This window comes from Microcoleus sp. FACHB-831 (assembly GCF_014695585.1).
Classification (GTDB): domain Bacteria; phylum Cyanobacteriota; class Cyanobacteriia; order Cyanobacteriales; family FACHB-T130; genus FACHB-831.
Genome location: NZ_JACJON010000022.1, coordinates 21,329 through 39,747 on the forward strand (window position 1 = coordinate 21,329; position 18,419 = coordinate 39,747).

Annotated in this window: 16 protein-coding genes; 5 read left to right on the top strand and 11 right to left on the bottom strand. The window is 45.1% G+C overall.

Annotated features, from left to right (window positions below; translation table 11 throughout):
* Positions 1-195: 195 nt before the first annotated feature.
* The 5 genes from H6F77_RS02900 to H6F77_RS02920 all read right to left on the bottom strand — a co-directional run bounded on the left by H6F77_RS02900 (position 196) and on the right by H6F77_RS02920 (position 6,607).
* On the bottom strand, positions 196-1,146 hold the full coding sequence (locus H6F77_RS02900; RefSeq protein ID WP_190485189.1) for a branched-chain amino acid ABC transporter permease: 951 nt from the start codon (positions 1,144-1,146) through the stop codon (positions 196-198).
* Positions 1,147-1,280: 134 nt separating this feature from the next.
* The gene (locus H6F77_RS02905) at positions 1,281-2,498 is read right to left on the bottom strand and encodes an ABC transporter substrate-binding protein (RefSeq protein WP_190485191.1); all 1,218 of its coding nucleotides are present in this window, start codon (positions 2,496-2,498) and stop codon (positions 1,281-1,283) included.
* Positions 2,499-2,741: 243 nt separating this feature from the next.
* The gene (locus H6F77_RS02910) at positions 2,742-3,746 is read right to left on the bottom strand and encodes a DnaJ C-terminal domain-containing protein (RefSeq protein ID WP_190485193.1); all 1,005 of its coding nucleotides are present in this window, start codon (positions 3,744-3,746) and stop codon (positions 2,742-2,744) included.
* Positions 3,747-3,860: 114 nt separating this feature from the next.
* A complete protein-coding gene (gene dnaK, locus H6F77_RS02915) occupies positions 3,861-5,984 on the bottom strand; it encodes a molecular chaperone DnaK (protein ID WP_190485195.1) in 2,124 nt (707 codons plus the stop codon).
* A 227-nt stretch (positions 5,985-6,211) separates the two neighbouring features.
* A complete protein-coding gene (locus H6F77_RS02920) occupies positions 6,212-6,607 on the bottom strand; it encodes a hypothetical protein (RefSeq protein WP_190485197.1) in 396 nt (131 codons plus the stop codon).
* A gap of 170 nt (positions 6,608-6,777) precedes the next feature.
* Between H6F77_RS02920 and pds the strand changes: the two genes are divergently transcribed.
* Positions 6,778-8,223, top strand: coding sequence for a 15-cis-phytoene desaturase (pds, locus tag H6F77_RS02925; RefSeq protein ID WP_190485199.1), 1,446 nt, complete (start codon positions 6,778-6,780; stop codon positions 8,221-8,223).
* A 146-nt stretch (positions 8,224-8,369) separates the two neighbouring features.
* Positions 8,370-9,308, top strand: a complete 939-nt coding sequence (gene crtB, locus H6F77_RS02930) for a 15-cis-phytoene synthase CrtB (protein ID WP_190485200.1) — start codon at positions 8,370-8,372, stop codon at positions 9,306-9,308.
* 38 nt (positions 9,309-9,346) lie between these two features.
* On the opposite strand, the gene H6F77_RS02935 is transcribed toward crtB, so the two are convergent.
* The 3 genes from H6F77_RS02935 to H6F77_RS02945 form a co-directional block, all read right to left on the bottom strand.
* Positions 9,347-10,783 (bottom strand): adenylate/guanylate cyclase domain-containing protein, encoded by a 1,437-nt coding sequence (locus H6F77_RS02935; RefSeq protein ID WP_199321152.1) that lies wholly within the window; start codon positions 10,781-10,783, stop codon positions 9,347-9,349.
* A 263-nt stretch (positions 10,784-11,046) separates the two neighbouring features.
* Positions 11,047-12,138, bottom strand: a complete 1,092-nt coding sequence (locus tag H6F77_RS02940; RefSeq protein ID WP_199321153.1) for a molybdopterin-dependent oxidoreductase — start codon at positions 12,136-12,138, stop codon at positions 11,047-11,049.
* Positions 12,139-12,168: 30 nt separating this feature from the next.
* A complete protein-coding gene (locus H6F77_RS02945) occupies positions 12,169-12,756 on the bottom strand; it encodes a thioredoxin family protein (protein WP_190485203.1) in 588 nt (195 codons plus the stop codon).
* 158 nt (positions 12,757-12,914) lie between these two features.
* On the opposite strand from H6F77_RS02945, the gene H6F77_RS02950 reads away from it, so the two are divergent.
* A complete protein-coding gene (locus H6F77_RS02950) occupies positions 12,915-13,370 on the top strand; it encodes a hypothetical protein (RefSeq protein WP_190485205.1) in 456 nt (151 codons plus the stop codon).
* A gap of 130 nt (positions 13,371-13,500) precedes the next feature.
* Complete coding sequence (locus tag H6F77_RS02955) at positions 13,501-14,289, top strand: class I SAM-dependent methyltransferase (RefSeq protein WP_190485208.1); 789 nt, start codon at positions 13,501-13,503, stop codon at positions 14,287-14,289.
* A 20-nt stretch (positions 14,290-14,309) separates the two neighbouring features.
* On the opposite strand, the gene H6F77_RS02960 is transcribed toward H6F77_RS02955, so the two are convergent.
* The 3 genes from H6F77_RS02960 to H6F77_RS02970 all read right to left on the bottom strand — a co-directional run bounded on the left by H6F77_RS02960 (position 14,310) and on the right by H6F77_RS02970 (position 17,650).
* Positions 14,310-15,173 (bottom strand): NAD(P)-dependent oxidoreductase, encoded by an 864-nt coding sequence (locus tag H6F77_RS02960; RefSeq protein ID WP_190485210.1) that lies wholly within the window; start codon positions 15,171-15,173, stop codon positions 14,310-14,312.
* Between the two features lie 125 nt (positions 15,174-15,298).
* The gene (locus H6F77_RS02965) at positions 15,299-15,991 is read right to left on the bottom strand and encodes a class I SAM-dependent methyltransferase (protein WP_190485212.1); all 693 of its coding nucleotides are present in this window, start codon (positions 15,989-15,991) and stop codon (positions 15,299-15,301) included.
* A gap of 75 nt (positions 15,992-16,066) precedes the next feature.
* Positions 16,067-17,650, bottom strand: a complete 1,584-nt coding sequence (locus H6F77_RS02970; protein WP_190485214.1) for a M48 family metalloprotease — start codon at positions 17,648-17,650, stop codon at positions 16,067-16,069.
* 110 nt (positions 17,651-17,760) lie between these two features.
* Between H6F77_RS02970 and H6F77_RS02975 the strand changes: the two genes are divergently transcribed.
* A complete protein-coding gene (locus H6F77_RS02975; protein ID WP_190485216.1) occupies positions 17,761-18,057 on the top strand; it encodes a hypothetical protein in 297 nt (98 codons plus the stop codon).
* The last annotated feature ends 362 nt before the right edge of the window (positions 18,058-18,419 follow it).

Sequence of the window (18,419 nt, forward strand, 5' to 3'; positions counted from 1 at the left end):
GTTTAATAAGTAAGTAGCTTACCAAAGCTAAACGTAAAAAGCTTGTTATATCCGTATTAATGCTGAAAAACTTAAATTTAACAAAGCACCCTAGCCATTTGGTCCCAATTTTTTTACTTTTCCAGGAAACACAGTCGCTAATAAAAAAATTAGTTCCCAGTCTTTAATCCTCAGTTAGATAAATTTAAGGAGCAATTACACCTTCTGGATAAAGCGACGACCCAGCAATCCTTGCGGTCTAGCCAACAGCATTACGAATAAAATGCCAAAAGCTACAGCATCCTTATAAGCAGACAAATCTGAAGGAACAAATGCCTCCACCAGCCCAATAACCAAACCGCCTAAGACAGCGCCGGGAATGCTGCCTAAACCACCCAATACAATTACAGCCAAACCTTTCAGGCCATAGTTAAGGCCAAAGTAAGGATTAGCAATGCTTACGCTAGAACCTAATAAAGTGCCCGCCAACCCAGCCAGAAAACTGCTGACGAAAAACGTCAGGACAATAAATCCATCTGTGTTAATTCCTAACAAACTAGCAGTAGTAGGATCTTCAGCTACAGCACGCATTGCTTTACCATATTTAGTCTGGTTAATCAGGTAAGTTAGTATGACCAGGATAAATACGCAAACACCAAAAATTACCACTTGAACGCTGCGGATAGGAATTGGGTTTTCTAGAGTGCCAAAGTTAATCGAAGCTGGCAAATTACCATAAGTATTTGCGGGAAAACTGTAACTTTCTGCACCTACCAAATACTGAATAAGATTAACAATAACTAAAGCCACGCCTAGACTGGAAACTACCGTCAACAAAGAATCTGCGCCTCTATACCGCAGAGGTTTGAAAGCAAGGCGCTCAACAGCAACTCCAACTAAACCAGCAAGCGTACTGCCTAAAATTAAAGCCAGTGCGAATGGAAGTTGTATGGGTATTGATGCATTAGCAAGCAACCCATTAAAACCGAATTTACCCCCCATGAGTGCATAGGTAAAGTAAGCACCAAGGGTAAACAGCGCTCCATGTGCAAAGTTAATAATGCCTAAAATAGAAAATATGAGGGTATAGCCCAAGGCAAAAATAGCATAAACGCTGCCTATCGACAAACCATTAAGAAATTGTTGTAAAAAAATACTTGCGTTCATACTTTATTTATTAAAAAATTTTGCAAACCAAATGCTAGCCTTTTTCCCTGGGAAAAAGGTTGGGTATGGGGGTTTATTAATTCTCACATTTAGCAACACTTATTTTTGAGTTGCCAGCCATCCTAAATGCACATCTACTTCAAAAAAGTAAATTTACCGTTACTACCATCAGCATCTACTTTCAACTGGGCAACATAAAAGTCTTGTTGAACTACATCGCCCGTTGGTGTGAATGCAATCGCTCCCAAAGGTGTATCGTACTTTCCAGTTAGCAACTGCTTGTTTAGCTCTGTACGCATTTGAGCCAAAGGCATTCCGTTGACTTTTGTTTTCTTATTCAACTCCTTTAAAGCTTCAGCATACACCTGAACCGCAGTAAAAGCTTGAGCGCTAAACTGTGGCGGCTCTGTCTTATATTGATTTAAATAAGCAGTACGAAAGGCAGTATTAATTTGAGTGGGGTGTTCGGGATTATAAGCCTGAGCAACTAAAACCCCATCGCAAAGAGCTTTACACACCTTGAAGATGTTGGAAGTGTTAAAGCCATTTCCTCCAATAATTAAACCTTTATAACCGAGTTCCCGCAATTGCCTTACTAAATTTCCTCCATCTGCCGCCAGTCCAGAAATAATTATCAAATCTGGTTTGAGGTTAATAGCGTTAGTCGCTTGAGATTGGAAGTCTGTATCAGTAGTTTGAAATTTCTGTACCGTTACAATATCAAGCTTTTGATCTTTCAGAGTTTGCTGAAATATCTCTGTTTCCGATCTATTAAAAGCATCATTTTGAGCGTAGAATACTGCAACTTTTTTAATATTTGGATTAATCTTAAGCGCAGCTTTAACTGAATTAGGAGCAACAATAGAAACTGGTGCTGAAACCCGGGCAACGTAATCGCCAATTTCCGGTATGCCTTTTGCAGTATTAGATGCTCCAATTACGGGAACTTTAGCACTTTCTGCAATCGGGTCGGCACTAAAAGCTTGTTGCGATAACGTTGGTCCAACAATACCTACTACTTTATCCTTATTGATAAGAGTTTGAAAAGCATTAATTGCCCCTTGTTCCTCGCCGCTAGTGTCTTGAACAACTAATTTAATGGGCGTACCATCAATGCCGCCTTTATCATTTAAATACTTTTCAGCTATTTTGGCGCCATTAAGACCCTCTTGGCCAAGCAGAGCAACGTTGCTGGTTAGAGCTAAGGCAATGCCAATCGGAATGGTGGTAGATGAACTTGCTGCGGATGGACTATTTGTAGGATTTGTAGAGGTGTTAGTCTGAGCGCAGGCTGCTAGGAGAAGAGACAAAATAATAAAAAATGCAGAACTAACAGTACAGTTTCTTTTCATAGCTAGGATGGAATGAATTAATACAATAATAATCTGAAATACTTTTTACAAAAAGTTTTCCAGACCCACCGAAAAGTTGGAGATAAATTAATAGTCTCACGGAAGCGATCGCGCTGTTGCATTTAAGCGGCAATTTTTCCTACATACGAACAAGATTTAAATATTCGTAGCACGCTGCGTACAACAGGAAACTTGGCCGCGATCGCCAACTAAAACGGCGCTGGGTTTCCCAACCTCGACGCCCTATCGCATATCTATACGTGGCTTAAAGGTTTCAATCTGACGCAGCTTCTCGTATAGTTCCCGTTCTTGGAGGCTAATATCTTTAGGGACAGCAATCTGAATTTCGACTAACTGATCTCCCCGCCTGCCGTTGTCGATAGGGTAGCCTTTATTCGCAAGGCGCAATCTCTTGCCATGCCCGACGCCACTAGGAAGCATCATTTTTACGAGTCCATCTAAAGTAGGCACTTCCACCTGTCCGCCTAGAACAGCCTCGCTAGGCGTAACAGGCACTTGGCAGTAAATATCTACACCTTCTAACTTAAAAAAAGGATGGGGATCTACTGTAATTTTCAAGTAGAGATCTCCACCGTCAATACCCTGCTTCTTCAACCGCAGCCGCTGTCCAGTTACCATTCCTGGGGGCATTTCCACTTCGAGCGATCGCCCATCTTCCATGCGAATCCGCTCTCGTCCTCCGGTATAAGCTTTTTCTAGCGGTAGTGTAAGTTGAGCTTCCACATTTTTGCGGCTTGATGTCATGGTGCGAGAAGTTTTCGTATACCCAGGACTCCACGCATCAGACGAAGCAACCCTAGCACGCGCTGTGCCATTTGTTTGCGACGCTGCCGCTTCGCGTCGCCCTAATAGATCGTCAACAAAGGTGCCAAACTCTGTGTACTGTTTGTAATCAATATTTTGCCCAGCCGCGTTAGGTTGGTTTTCGCCACCCCTTGAGCGATCGCCCCAACCTCTAAACCCAGACTTCCTCGGCTCTTTTTTCCCGTTAATCCCTGTCTTTTTCCAAAATCGGCTAAACTCGTCGTACTGCGATCGCCGCGCTGGATCGGAAAGCACTTCATAAGCCTCACCGATATCTTTAAACTTTTCCTCTGCTGCTTTGTCTCCCGGATTTACATCGGGATGATACTGTCTCGCCAGCCTTCGGTAAACCTTCTTAATTTCTTCACTTGTAGCATCTCTTGCCACGCCCAAAATCTGGTAGTAATCCCGAAAATTTTCCATATGCCAGTTCTAGATTTTAGATTTTAGATTTTAGATTTTAGATTTTAGCGTTCAATCCAAAATCACCGGAGGTGTAAAAACCTCCGGCATGGCATAATCCAAAATCCAAAATCTCTACAACCAATCATCATCATCATCCCAATCCTCCTCATTCGAGGTTGTTCGCGTAGTGCGTCGGGGGATATTGTCATTCTCTCTACGATACCTACTGCCCCCTAAATCCCCGCCACGACGGCGTTCATCGCGATCGCGCATCGGGCGTTCATCGCGATCGCGTATCGGGCGTTCGTCGCGTATCGGGCGTTCATCGCGATCGCGTATCGGGCGTTCGTCGCGATCGCGCATCGTATTGCCAAACAAGCTATCGCTTTCTCCTGAGAATGTGCGACGAATAGATCCAAAAAAGTCGTCATCGTCATCTATCGATTGCAGCCGCACCTCTCTGTTGAGTTCATACAGGGCATCTTGTAGATCTGATTGTGCCCGATCCATACCCCGCTCGTCGTCACGCGCGACACTATCTCGCACTTCTTGAATCAGAGCTTCAATTCTACGCCGCTGTCCGCTGGCAAACTGCATACCAAATTGCAGCGCCACTTCTTTTAGTTGCCGTTCTGCTTGAAAAGCCAGCGCTTCAGCGCGGTTGCGCTTTTCCACTCGTTCGCGCCGTTCGCGATCGCCTTCTGCAAATTGTTCTGCCTCCCGGATCATCCGGTTGACTTCCGACTCACTTAATGTAGAAGCTCCTTGCACTATAATGCTCTGCTCCCTACCCGTTGTCCTGTCTAAGGCTGTCACCTGCAAAATCCCGTTGGCATCAATATCAAAAGATACCTGAATCTGCGGCACTCCTCGCGGCGCTGGTGGTATTCCTGTCAGCTTAAAACGACCCAGCGACTTGTTATCCGCCGCCATCTGCCGTTCGCCTTGTAGTACGTGAACCTCTACCAATGTTTGATTATTTTCTGCCGTTGAGAAAATGTCCGAACGTCTTACTGGTATGGTTGTGTTGCGGGGTATAAGTTTTTTCATCACGCTGCCGATAGTTTCTAACCCCAGCGACAGGGGAGTAACATCAAGCAGCAAGACATCTTTAACTTCACCTGCTAAAATTCCCGCTTGGATAGCAGCGCCGACAGCTACCACTTCATCTGGGTTGACGTTTTCATTAGGTTCTTTGTCAATAAAGCTGCGGACTAGATCTTTGACTAAGGGAATGCGGGTAGAACCACCCACCAAAACCACTTCGTCAATCTGGCGGGGTGAAAGATTGGAATCGGCGAGGGCGCGTTTGACAGGTATACGCAATCGATTTACCAAATCGCCACACAAATCCTCAAACTGCGCCCTAGTCAGGCGAGTTTCTAGATGTACCGGGCCATCTTCTGTGGCTGTGATGAATGGTAAGTTGATATCAGTTACCATCACACCGGAAAGCTCAATTTTGGCTTTCTCGGCGGCTTCGGTCAAGCGTTGTAGGGCTTGGCGATCGCGCCTTAAATCTACACCATCGGTTTCCAAAAATTGTTCGGCTAGCCAATCAACGATTTTTTTATCAAAATCATTGCCTCCTAGCTGGGTATCGCCGCTGGTTGCTTTAACCTCAAATACCCCATCCCCCACTTCCAGGATGGACACATCAAACGTGCCGCCTCCCAAGTCAAATACTAGGATAGTTTGGCTGTCTTTGCGATCCAGCCCATAAGCTAGAGATGCAGCGGTTGGTTCATTGAGAATCCGCAATACTTCCAATCCAGCAATCCGCCCTGCATCTCGCGTCGCCTGTCTTTGAGAATCGTTGAAGTATGCAGGAACGGTAATTACCGCGCCAGTTACAGATTGTCCAAGGTAGCGCCCCGCTTCATCTGCTAATTTCCGCAGCACCATTGCTGAAACTTCTTCAGGAGCAAATTCCTTTTTGAGACGCGGACACCTGATTTTGATGCTCCCATTCTCATCGCGGCGAATCGTATAGGGAATTTGCTTCGACTCTGGATTGAGTTCGGAATATTTGCGACCGATGAAGCGCTTGATGGCATAAAAGGTATTTTGGGGGTTGAGGACTGCTTGCCGACGTGCCATCTGTCCGACAAGGCGTTCTCCGTCCTTGTTGAAAGCAACTACAGAGGGAGTAGTTCGCATACCTTCGGCATTGGCAATAACAATTGGCTTACCGCCTTCCATGACAGCAACTACTGAGTTAGTTGTACCCAGGTCAATGCCGACTACTTTGCCCATGCGATCGCGTTCTCCTTGCTTAACTTAATATATTGAGAACCTTTGTTGCATTTATTGTATCTTGCCTATGGTAAGGCACGGGGGTGAGGAATGCTCCCACCTGGCTTACTCAGATTTTGAGAGCTGAGATGGTAAAACGTCAAAGATATAGCAGACAAATTAACCTAAGACTGGCGGAATGTTACCAGCTTTGCTGCGAGAAAAATTATAGGCGCGATCGCCCTTAACTAAAACTCTTCTTCATCATCTTCGCCAAACAAATCCGGAAACCATCTATCCCACTTACTCTCATGCTCGTAATACGATCGCGGATCTTTGGGATAGCACAGCGTCAGTTTTGTGTGCTTGAAAGCAACTGTATCCTCAAAGCGATTGAAAATCGTGTCTACCTTCTGATACAACCGCTTGTAAACCACACTACTCGGACAGACGATTACCAATTCTGTCATTCCATTTTCATGGCGTGTAATTCTCCACTCGCAATGACTAAATAAAGCTTTCAGCGAACCATTGAGCTTTAGATACAAGCGTTGTCGCTGCTCTCTTACGGCTGCCAGATCTATTGCCAGCGCCCGATCTTGCTCGCTAAATGGTTGAGGTGCATCCAGGTTTTCCTGACTCATTATTCCCTCCCAGTTCTGCTCTGGCTACTGATATCTAGTATCGCAGCCATGTCGGCTAGCGCAATTAAATCGCCTAAATTTGCCCATCCATCAAGTGCTAAATGTAACGAAATGCAAAGTATAATGAGACCCAGAACACAAGCAAGCACTCATAAGGGTAGTACCATAAAATGCGAGTTGCGATCGCTGGGGGGGGATTAGCAGGTCTTTCCTGCGCTAAATATTTGACCGATGCAGGCCATACTCCTATTGTCCTAGAACGCCAGGACGTGCTTGGGGGTAAAGTAGCAGCATGGCAAGACAAAGACGGAGACTGGTATGAAACCGGGCTGCATATCTTCTTTGGAGCTTATCCCAATATGTTGCAGCTCTTCAAAGAACTGGGCATTGAGGATCGGTTGCAGTGGAAAGAACATACCATGATTTTCAACCAGCCCTCAGCCCCTGGTACTTACTCCCGCTTTGACTTCCCAGACATCCCAGCCCCATTCAATGGCGTTGCGGCCATTTTGGGCAACAATGATATGCTGACCTGGCCGGAAAAAATTCGCTTTGGAATTGGTCTAATTCCAGCGATGGTTCAGGGGCAGAATTATGTCGAAGAAATGGATAAATACTCCTGGACGGAGTGGTTGAAAAAGCAAAACATTCCCTTAAGGGTAGAAAAAGAAGTCTTTATCGCCATGTCTAAGGCGCTAAACTTCATAAACCCAGATGAAATTTCTGCTACCATCCTGCTGACTGCCTTAAACCGCTTCCTCCAAGAAAAAAACGGCTCGAAAATGGCCTTTCTGGATGGTTCCCCCACAGAGCGTTTGTGTCAGCCGATGGTAGATTACATTACCGAGCGCGGTGGCAGCGTGTTATTAAATTCCCCCTTAAAGGAATTTTTGCTAAACCCTGATGGCACGGTTCGGGGATTCTTACTTCGGGGATTGAATGGCGCAGCAGATGAGATTGTCACGGCGGATGCTTATGTATCTGCGATGCCAGTTGACCCGCTGAAGGTGATGCTACCAGAGCCTTGGCGTCAAATGGAGTATTTCCAAAAACTGGATGGATTAGAAGGGGTTCCGGTAATAAACGTCCATCTATGGTTTGATCGGAAGCTAACGCAAATCGATCACCTGCTATTTTCGCGATCGCCCCTACTGAGCGTTTATGCTGACATGAGCAACACCTGTCGCGGCTATGCCGACCCCGACAAGTCCATGCTGGAGCTGGTACTAGCACCTGCAAAAGACTGGATTAGCAAATCCGACCAGGAAATTGTAGACGCCACCATAGCAGAACTAGAAAAACTCTTTCCCGACCATTTTGGCAACGACAACCCAGCAAAGTTGCTGAAATATCACGTAGTCAAAACCCCGCGTTCAGTCTACAAGGCAACTCCAGGCCGTCAGCAGTACCGTCCGTCTCAGAAATCGCCCATTACAAATTTTTACCTTACTGGCGATTACACCATGCAACGTTACCTAGCGAGTATGGAGGGAGCCGTACTTTCTGGTAAGCTGACAGCGCAGGCAATTTCGAGCAGCCAGCAGTCACAAGTCAAAAGTCAGGAGTCGGAAGTCGGTAGTCAGGAGCCAGGAGTTCAGCTAGCAGCTAGCTCTTAGTCCCTGAAAAAGGCAAAAATGACAAGGTGAAGATAATTTACTTGCCTTTTGCCTTGTGACACACTTAGACCCTGAAAAACGAAAAAGCTGCTTTTTGCTTTTTAAATTTTGCCTTGTGACGCCCATAGCTCCTTTGCCTGTAAAGAATGCTGCAATTGTCTAATTCCCCGCGCATGAGAACGCTGGCCTCAATAGCCTCAATAGAGGACTCTTACCAACTTTGTCGCCAGATTACGGCCAAGTACGCTAAGACGTTTTATCTGGGTACGCTACTGATGTCAGAAGCCAAGCGTACAGCCATCTGGGCTATTTATGCTTGGTGTAGGCGCACAGATGAACTCGTAGACGGTTCTATGGCCGCGATTACGACTCCTGAAACTCTGGATAGGTACTCGCAACAACTAGAATCTGTTTTTGCCGGAAACCCAGTCGAAGACCAGGATGTCGCGTTGGTAGATACGCTGCAACGCTTCAAACTGGATATTCAACCATTTCGGGATATGATTGCAGGCCAGCGCATGGATCTGTATCGCAGCCGCTATGAGACTTTTGAGGAACTAAACCTCTATTGTTATAGGGTTGCGGGTACGGTTGGCTTGATGTCGCTTGCAGTGATGGGGATAGACACATCGCTACAAACGGCTCCTTGGGATCGGCAACAGTTGGTTAAGGATACTACTGAAGCCGCGATCGCGCTGGGAATTGCCAATCAGCTAACCAACATCCTGCGAGACGTTGGCGAAGATGCCCGCAGAGGACGTATCTACCTGCCCCTAGCAGAATTAGCTCTGTTTAATTACACCGAAGAAGATCTGCTAAAAGGCGTCATCGATGAGCGCTGGCGCGAATTAATGCGGTTCCAAATTCAACGGGCACGTAAATTCTACGATGAGGCAGAAAAGGGCATCTGTGGCCTTAGCGCAGACGCCCGATGGCCTGTGTGGTCGGCTTTGATGCTTTATAGCCAGATTTTGCCTGCTATCGAACGCAATCAGTATGATGTGTTCACTAAAAGAGCCTACGTCCCTACTCCACGCAAATTGGTGTCTTTGCCTGTTGCTTGGCTAAGGGCGCAAGCGCTTTAAGAGAGTTTTGAGTAAAGCCGGAGCGTCTCCGGCTCTACTCAAAATTCAAATTCATTAAAAACTGGGAGTTCGTAGATGGCAACTGGCTCATCCTTGCCCCTAACTTTTACTGACTGATCTACCAATCTCAGGTTGAAGGCTTCCGGATGCCGCAGTGCTGCAACTACTGGCTCTGTTACCAAAGTTGAGCAACTATATTTCCTGGTAAGACCCTCGACGCGGGAGGCTACGTTTACAGCGTCGCCAACGACTGTAGATTCGATGCGGGAACTGAAGCCGACAGTACCCATAACTACTTCGCCCCTGTGAATTCCAATACCTATATCGATCGTTGGCAAGCCTTGGCGCGATCGCTCTTCGTTAAATACCTGTAGCATGAACCTCATGGCTCTCGCGGCATGTAGAGCGCCATCTGTGGCTTCGTCGTCAAACAGCGCCATGATCGCATCGCCAATATACTTGTCTATAAAGCCGCCAGTTTCACTGATGGCAAGCCCCATTGAGGCAAGATAATCGTTGAGAAAAGAAAACACCTCAAGGGGAGTTAGATGTTCTGACATCGAGGTATAGCCCCGAATGTCAGCGAACAGGATCGTAATTACCCGCGTTGAGGCGACGCCAACCTGAATGTTCTCAATTCCATCAGAGGCAATGACGGAGAGAAACTTCTCCGGGACGAAACGTTCAAACGACTCAATTGTTTTTTGAAGCCTGCTAAAAGAATCCTGTAGCGCTGCGGACATCTCGTTAAATGCGATCGCCAAATCGCCGATTTCATCTGCGAGATCTACTTCGGCGCGATGCTGCAAATCGCCAGCAGCAATCTTAGAAGCGCTGACCTGTAAGCGCCGTATCGGATTTGAGAGTTGATGAGCTAAAACATACGCCCCTGCTAGACCAACTCCAAGCCCAAAAGCACCTACCAGTAATGCTTTTCTAATAGCATTACTGACTGCATCATTTACGGCAACAAGAGAAATTCCAATCCGAAACGTACCTATTTTCTCACCAGCAGAGTTGCGTATAGCTGTCGAGACTTCTATCACTCGCTCACCACGACGCGCCCGTATCTTGCCTTTGGGAAACTCAAGGTCGCGCAGAATGAAGGTTTCAACAACAGTTGTATTGTACAAAGTTCGATTAGCACCTTCTGTGATTCCTGGCGGTACTATGTCGGGAACGTACTGCTCCTGAAAATCTATAGGTGAAGCCGCGACGATCTGATTTGAAGCCCGCACATCAGAAACAAGCATATACATGAAGTCTGAGTTTCGCTCCATCAACAGGGTAAGCCCCAACCGGATCTGGCTCCAGTTCTGGTCTGTCAGTTCATTTGTCCATGCATTAGCTAACGCTACAACTAGCGACTGCGCTTCACGCCGCTTCTGCTGCCTATAAAGGTGGCTCTCGTTCTTAGCCCAAAGCCACACCACTGAGCCGATAATTACCACAATTAAAAGTGTGGTGGCGGTCATAATCCGGGTGTGGATCGAGCGGAAAATCGCAACCTTCATAAGCAATTAGCAATTAGCGACTAGCGATTAGAAAGGAGCCGTTCGATGGTAACGCCCCTGGATCGCATAGCGTGATTGGGACAACTGATAAAGTACAAAAAGCTAACAGCTATTTGGTAAGACTACTTAAAGCTAGCAGCTAACGGGAAAAAGACAATTTGGTAAATTAATGTATAGTTTAACCGGAGGGGTAGTAGAAATGCTTACCAGGCTGTAAATACTAGCTAAGGGCTATCTATTACCTCAATTTCCTCGACGAAAGTCATCCAACGTTGTTTATCGTCTCTAGCTTGGCAAGAGGCTGGTAATGCAAGGGTCAAGGGACCGCCCATGTGAGCGGGAATCGGCTGGCGATCGTTACCCCAGCGCGTTGCTAGCAGGATGTCACAGTCGCGCAGGTCTTTTGCTGCTAATCGGCTCGGATTTAAGGGGTCGCGATAAACTGGCGGTTTACCCCGAACAACTACAACACTGCCTTCGGGCAACGCTACTCCGCTAGCGGCGATCGCATCGCGCAGGCGCACGCCTTGGAGCTTAACTTTACCTATAGGCCAGCCAATCGGGTAGCCAACAGGTTCTTCAATGGTAACTTGTTGCAGTTTGTCGAGGGTATTGATATCAAGAGTGCGTGAGGGTTGATCGGATTTGCCAGAAGATTTTTGGCCAACGCTAGCAGAATCTCCAACGCGCAGCTTTATTTGCTCAGTACCCACCACTATATTGGTAACGTAAAATGCCCAGAAGCGATCTGGATATTTTATTTGCAGTTCTGGGTAGTCGGTGTAGGGGAATATTAAGTAAAGGGGGCCACCTTCGCTGCGGGAAAGGGGCTTGCCATTGCGTTCTAGCGCGATCGCAATCGGGTAACGCTTTAAGTCTTCCAGGGTGACGGTTGCTCGGTAAGCGTCGTAGGATACAAACGTTACTTCTTTAACATCAGACTTAACACCAAGCTGGTCTAGCAGCTTCGCGACTGGTATGGCACGAAAAGAAAAAATTGCTTTGGGGTTGCTGGTATGATGCGGCTCTTGTGTTTTGACAATTGTTGTTGCCAAGGCGTTCAGTTTCTCGAAATCCAGTCGCACTGGCTCCTTAGCTGGGATTTGCCCGGTAATTGCGAGTTCCCAATTTTGCCACCGATCATCTTTTTTATGAACCGCAACCATTACGGCATTTTGCGCGATCGCCTGTTGACGCCATGCATTCAGTTGAGCATCGGTTGGCTCGTTCGTACACGCACTCAGGAACGCAACAGGCCAAAGCTTTAGCAGTCGAAAAAATGAAAACGATTGGGGCTTTGTATTGATGGCTTTCACTTTAAATTTAGGTCTTAGTCTGAGCGCTGGCTAAGACTGCCCGTAATATGTTGGTTCCTTTCCTAGCTTCCATTTGATGTTACAGCCGATGCTGGGCTTCTGGTCGGGGTTTACTGGTTTTCCTGCTAGGACAGCATCGATAGCTGCTCTTAAATCTTTACCTGTTACAGGCTTGTCTGTGCTGGGTCGGCTATCATCAAGCTGACCGCGATAGACAAGCTGTCTATCTGCATCAAAGAGGAAAAAGTCTGGCGTACAAGCTGCGGTATAGGCTTTGGCGGTTTCTTGGGTTTCATCGTAGCACAGAGGAAATATGAACCCTAGCTCTAAGGCGATCGCTTTTAACTGTTCTGGTGAATCATCTGGATATTTAATAGCATCATTGGCGCTAATTGCCACAATTGCTAAATCTTTTTCTGCGTAGTCTTCTCCAATTTGCGCCAATTCGGTTTGTATGTGCTTGACAAATGGACAATGCTTGCAGATGAACATTACCAATAATGCTTTTTTACCCGCAAAAGTGGCTAAGGAAATTGTTTTTCCAAATACTACTTCCGGCAGATGAAAATCCGGGGCTTTGGTTCCCAGCGGCAACATTGTTGAGGCTGTTCGCGCCATTGCTTGCACTCCTTGGATAAACCGCTTTTCCACTATTTTGACTTAAAGATGGGCTTAAGCGATCGCGATCGCTACCTTTGCTTTTTTTGCAACTGTATAGTACATTTGTACTAACAAAATTCTTAACCCCTCAAATTCATCAGGTAGCTCAAAAAGCCATGAGAAAACTGCAACCAGGAAGGTTTGAAAACGTGACTGAAGGGCTGCCTAAATATCTTGTCACAACAAAGAAGTCGCAGCTGCAAATCAAAACTTACCAGCAGACACTACAGCAAAGGGTTATAGATGGCTTGAGAAGTTTGGAGGCGCAAGCAGAACATATAAATCAGCTTTCAGCAGATCTAGAGGAGGCGATGTTTGAACTCAAAGCGATCGCTAGCGAAGTAAACAAAGATTTGAGAACAATACAGGCTACAACTAAACCTTTCCCGCGTCAGCAACAACAACTTCCTGAAATCTGCCAGTATTGGAAAACTAGCGTTCCTCATGTTGGGCAAAAGCCAAGCGGAGCGTTAGTATTGACGACGCGACAAATCGATCTATTCAAGGCAGAACGGGAAGCGGCGTTAATTGCCAAGGAACTGCGCCAGAAAGCAACAAGAAAAAGACGATAATTGTAATTTAGAAGTAAATTGTAAGGGTGGGTTACGCTGTAGCTAACCTACCATAAATAGAATATTATTTCCAACTCGTGAGTAAAATATACTATTGTATTTAGCACCAATTAAATTAATCCCTAATTTTATGCAAGAAAATAACCTTTCATCAACGCCACTACACAACATGAACCCGCTAAGTCGATTTTCCGACAGGGCGGATGATTATGCTAAATATAGACCGAGTTATCCAGCAGCAGCAATTAATACTATCGTTGAAGGTTTAAATAATTTGTCGCAAGTTGTAGCAGCGGATATTGGCGCAGGGACGGGGATTTCTTCGCGGTTGCTAGCTGAACGTGGAATTAGGGTAATTGCAATAGAACCAAACGCAGCGATGAGAGAAGCAGCATTGCTTCATCCATTCTTGGAGCTGCGAGAAGGTACAGCAGAAGCGACTAATTTAGCAGATGCATCCGTTGATTTAATTAGTTGTTTTCAGTCTTTTCATTGGTTCGCTCCTCAGCCAAGTCTTGAGGAGTTTCGCAGAATTTTAAAGCCAAACGGACGCCTAGCCGTAGTTTGGAACGAGCGCGATCGCGCTGACGAATTTACGCAAAATTATAGCCGCTTGGTACAGAGAGCATCAAACAATCATCCTGCTGAATCGCGTCTTGTTTCAGTAGATCCGCTGTTAACAAGTCCAATTTTCCCTAATGTCAGCCGTTACAATTTTGAGTACAGGCAAGAGTTAGACTTGGAAGGACTAATTGGACGTGCTATGAGCGTATCTTACATACCTCGTGAAGGAGAGGCGCACGAGCAATTAATCTCAGGTTTGACGGAATTGTATAACAGCGATCGCGATCGAGATGGCTTTGTTCAGTTAGCTTACTGTACTAGCGTGTATATCGCCGCGCCTAATATTAAAGTTTAAGTAAAATCAGTCTTCTTATATTATTTGTCGGGATTAATAGCCGAAAATAGCGCTGAATAATCAGCTTCTGCCAAACCTAAATTTTGTGCAATTTCTAAAATCTGCCGTATACCTTCAAGACTGCTAACATTCAAACCTTTTGACTTAGCCTCGTTTAGAAACAAGTTAGTGTCTTTAAGCATATGTTTAGTTGGAAAATTAGGATTGCTATAATCTCTGTCTAACATCCGCTGCAACTTCTTATCAAAAGTTGGTGCATACAGCGCACTTTGCCGCAATATTTCCATAAACCGCTCAACTTCTACGCCTTCACGCTGCACAAAACCTAAACTAAGCGCAAACGCACCAGTAAGCGAAGGAATCAGTTGATTTAGCGCTAATTTAACAGCAGCAGCCGCACCTACTTCGCCAATATGCAAAGGTTCTGAGCCAAAATGTTTTAGAATTCCAGACCATTTTTGATATTGTTCTGGCGAAGCGCCCACCATTACTATTAACTTACCTGCTTTTGCTTCTGGGGTACTCCCCAAAACGGGCGCTTCTATATAGTCGCCACCAGCAGCAACAACTTGAGACGCGATCGCTTTGCTTTCTGTTGGCGATATAGTTCCCATTTGGATAACTGTGCGTTCTGCTAATTGTTGTTTAGCACTATCTGAAAATAGAATATCTTCTATTGCCTGAGCGTTAGTTAACATCAAAATAGTGCAGTCTGATTCTCGAATTGCCTGCTCTGGAGAATCTACAATTTCAGCACCAGCATCCCTTAGCGCTTCCAATTTTGACGCAGTGCGATTGTAGGCAATAATGGGAATTTCAGCCTCCAATAGTCTTTGCGCCATTGGCTGGCCCATGAGTCCAGTTCCTAGAAATGCTACTTTCATAATTACCCTGACCTCATGTAAAAAAGCGACAGGGTAGGCATCATGCCTACCCTGTCAATACCACTTATATTAAACAATGAATACAGCAATTAGTCAAGCTAAATTTAAGTAAACTGCTGACTTTTTTAAAGCTCGTTGGAAGGAGAAGAAAGAGATAATTTAATACTGCAATATTTCTCTGCCGTCCAATGGCGATCGCTCGATTGATAGACGTTAACATCCGGCAATCCAGCTTGTTGAATTAATGCTTTAACTTCATCCAACGTAAAGGCAGCATATAGCGAATCTCGAAATAAATTTTTTTGGTGTTCGTCGTATTCTTCCCCGATACTCTCAACCAAATTGTTGATAATTTCCGCACTCTCCGGTCGAATTAAATCCCGGAGCAGAATTGCGCCATCACGGTTCATCACTCGTTTAATTTCTTGCAAAAATGGCAACGGTTCTGGCAGATGGTGGATAAGGCTATTAGAGATAACCATATCAAATTGCTCATCTCGATAAGGCAAGCCCTTAGCATCGGCTAATTCCAATTTAATTTGTTGTTGCAAACCAGCATTATCAACATTTTTTCTGCCGATTTCAAGCATAGACTTTGCCATATCGATGCCAGTAATATGCCATTGAGGACGCTGCTGACAAATTAATATAGGAATGCGAGCGGTTCCCGTTCCAGCATCCAACACAATTGCAGATGTTGAAGCTAACTCAATAGCGCGTTTGGCAAAAGCTGTGTTTACTTCAGTGAAGTCCATCGCATCGTATTCGACAGCTTCTTCCGCGCTGTCCATGACTTCAGGTTCTAATATTCGTTGCATGGGTAATTTTTCGGTTGCGTGTTAATTGTTCATGGCTCATAGCAAGAAACAACAAGCTAAGAACCATGAAAGTTGTTAATTTCTATTGCGCCTGCGATTTCTAGGCTTTTTCTTCTCAGCTGCTAGCAAGTTTTTCACTTTTGCTTGCATTTCCGAGTGCCGTGCTACTCCCTCATAAGCATACCTATTATATGCGTTGGTAGAAACTAAATTTTCCAGAGAACTAATACGTTCATCTGTGACAGGGTGAGTGGAAAGCCAACTAAAAACAGGGCGATCGCGGTCTTCTTTATTCAGAGTTATCATCAAATTGTGCAACCCATCAGCGGCATAGCCGCTAGAAGCTAAAATCCGAGTACCCAGAACATCCGCCTGACGTTCCATATCCCGGCTGTAGTTGAGGACTATTAAATTAGCAAGCGTCCCTCCATAGGGTAAAAATTGTGTGGCGCTAGCAGTCAAATTACCCTCAGTAACTAACTGAAATCCATGAGATAAGACAGCGTGGGATAGTTCATGAGCTAATAAACCAGCCAACTCAGCTTCAGAGTTAGTTTTAGCGATCGCTCCTGCATTAACAAATACTTTCCCGCCGGGTAGAGCGAAAGCATTGAGTTTGTCATCGTTAATAACATAAAACTCATATTGGAAATCATTTCTTCCAGCTACAGTTGCCAGTTTATTTCCCACTTCGCGGACATATTTAAGCACCTCTTCATCTTCTAAAAGTGGTATTTCTCGTTTTACCTGCTTTGTAACTGACTGACCGACCGCTGATTCCCCGCGCAGTAGCAAATAGGTCGATTCAGCAGCCGATATCGGGCCGAGAAGATTGCCCGTAATAACGTACCCCAAAGCACCAGTAATTACATTAGCGATCGCATTACCTCTTAACTGTGCCCGCAAATGTTGTTGGTAGCGTTTTAAATGCTTGTCCGCCAAAGTTTCAAACTCTGGCGCCGCCGGATGTTTTGGGTTTAACAAAGCAAATTGACGTGCCGACAAAGAAGCTTCCAGCCACTTTTTATTATCTACAAACCCGTTAATCTTAGCCGTGAGTAAATCCGGTTGGTCTGGATAAACAGCGGTTGCCCGTTCCAAAACTTTTAAAGCTTCTTCTGGCTTGTTATAGTCTTTAAGTGCTTGAGCGTAAAGTAACTGTCCGGGGATAAATTCGGGATATTGCTCCACTAAAAACTGTAGCGGTACAAAAATTTTAGTTTCCAGCTTTTGTTCCATACCAGCTTTAGCCTCGCGCCAGTAAACTTGACCTGCTGGCGATAGCTTTTCAGCGTCGGTAATTGCCTCTTTTCTCTCAGTAAGATCTGTGGCTTTTTTAAAGGGCGGTTTTGCTTCGCGGTATAGCTTTTGGGCGGCTGCCGATTGACCGCCGAGATAAAGTTTATCCGCTTCAATTAGCTTCTGCTTGCGTGCAATTTCTTCGGGAGTTGGCTCCGGTTCTTTATTTTTTTCCTCTGGTTTACCTTCCTCCGTGCTGGTTGCTTCTGGAGTTGGCTTTGTTGAAGGTTGGGGGGTCTTGGGAGGGGCTGGTTTTTCTACCGTTGGCGGGGCTGATTTTGCTTGCGCCAGAGTAATTGATGCAGAAATTGGCGACAGAAAGCAGAGGGCGATTAGCAGGAAGTTCCAGAATCGTTTCATGGCAGCTGGCGGCATCTATAAGTTTTTTTCTAATTTATGCAAACTTTTTTTTATCCTCGCGAAACTTTTAAAAAGTTGAGATCGCGAGGCGTGTTGGATGGCATCTTAGCATGGCTGAGGGTCTTACCGGACTACTAACGCTATGGCTGTTGCTTAACAGGAATTTCGATAAGAAACTCTGTCCCCATCCCAAGTCGGCTAGCAAAACGCAACTGGCCTTTGTGTTTTTCCTGCGATCGCTCAAAGCTGCTATTTTCTCTAACTCTGGAACACGCGATCGCGATCGCGCTTTTTTAATGCATTATTTTGTCTTGTTCGTATTTGTATTTATAATTACTTTTTTATTTTTCCTTAACTTTTCTTTTATAATTTATTCATTAATATTACCCAGTATTATTCTTAATTAATGATTAACTTTTGTCAATCATTAATTATCCTCTTGACAACGCCTAACGGCATTGACTACGTTGGATATGTTTTGTCTTGCAACACAAGTTGGCCAATATAGCTAACGTAGAAATGCGGTAAATTGTTCCAAATTACTTACGAAATAATCCGGAAAACCAAATTTCAGCCCGTAGGTAATTAAGCAGATTGCGGAAAATAAATTTAGAAGAAGGTGGACTAGAAACTGCTTTTGTTCAAAAAAGCATGTCTAGAACACAAATTTTTTCTGCGTATCTGCTGAGAACAATTTAAAGCGATCGCACTCTCTCGGAGCGTTGTGTGAAATAAGGCTTCACAGTTCGCCGAGAAAAGAAATTTTAAC

What these genes read in the sequence shown, in the direction of transcription:
- crtB (WP_190485200.1), top strand. Translation starts at nt 8,370, where the DNA reads ATGCTGCAATTGTCTAATTCCCCGCGCATGAGAACGCTGGCCTCAATA.
- H6F77_RS02945 (WP_190485203.1), bottom strand. Translation starts at nt 12,756, where the DNA reads ATGGCGCGAACAGCCTCAACAATGTTGCCGCTGGGAACCAAAGCCCCG.
- H6F77_RS02935 (WP_199321152.1), bottom strand. Translation starts at nt 10,783, where the DNA reads ATGACCGCCACCACACTTTTAATTGTGGTAATTATCGGCTCAGTGGTG.
- H6F77_RS02920 (WP_190485197.1), bottom strand. Translation starts at nt 6,607, where the DNA reads ATGAGTCAGGAAAACCTGGATGCACCTCAACCATTTAGCGAGCAAGAT.
- H6F77_RS02975 (WP_190485216.1), top strand. Translation starts at nt 17,761, where the DNA reads ATGGCTGAGGGTCTTACCGGACTACTAACGCTATGGCTGTTGCTTAAC.
- H6F77_RS02970 (WP_190485214.1), bottom strand. Translation starts at nt 17,650, where the DNA reads ATGAAACGATTCTGGAACTTCCTGCTAATCGCCCTCTGCTTTCTGTCG.
- H6F77_RS02900 (WP_190485189.1), bottom strand. Translation starts at nt 1,146, where the DNA reads ATGAACGCAAGTATTTTTTTACAACAATTTCTTAATGGTTTGTCGATA.
- H6F77_RS02950 (WP_190485205.1), top strand. Translation starts at nt 12,915, where the DNA reads ATGAGAAAACTGCAACCAGGAAGGTTTGAAAACGTGACTGAAGGGCTG.
- H6F77_RS02965 (WP_190485212.1), bottom strand. Translation starts at nt 15,991, where the DNA reads ATGCAACGAATATTAGAACCTGAAGTCATGGACAGCGCGGAAGAAGCT.
- dnaK (WP_190485195.1), bottom strand. Translation starts at nt 5,984, where the DNA reads ATGGGCAAAGTAGTCGGCATTGACCTGGGTACAACTAACTCAGTAGTT.
- H6F77_RS02960 (WP_190485210.1), bottom strand. Translation starts at nt 15,173, where the DNA reads ATGAAAGTAGCATTTCTAGGAACTGGACTCATGGGCCAGCCAATGGCG.
- pds (WP_190485199.1), top strand. Translation starts at nt 6,778, where the DNA reads ATGCGAGTTGCGATCGCTGGGGGGGGATTAGCAGGTCTTTCCTGCGCT.
- H6F77_RS02905 (WP_190485191.1), bottom strand. Translation starts at nt 2,498, where the DNA reads ATGAAAAGAAACTGTACTGTTAGTTCTGCATTTTTTATTATTTTGTCT.
- H6F77_RS02910 (WP_190485193.1), bottom strand. Translation starts at nt 3,746, where the DNA reads ATGGAAAATTTTCGGGATTACTACCAGATTTTGGGCGTGGCAAGAGAT.
- H6F77_RS02955 (WP_190485208.1), top strand. Translation starts at nt 13,501, where the DNA reads ATGCAAGAAAATAACCTTTCATCAACGCCACTACACAACATGAACCCG.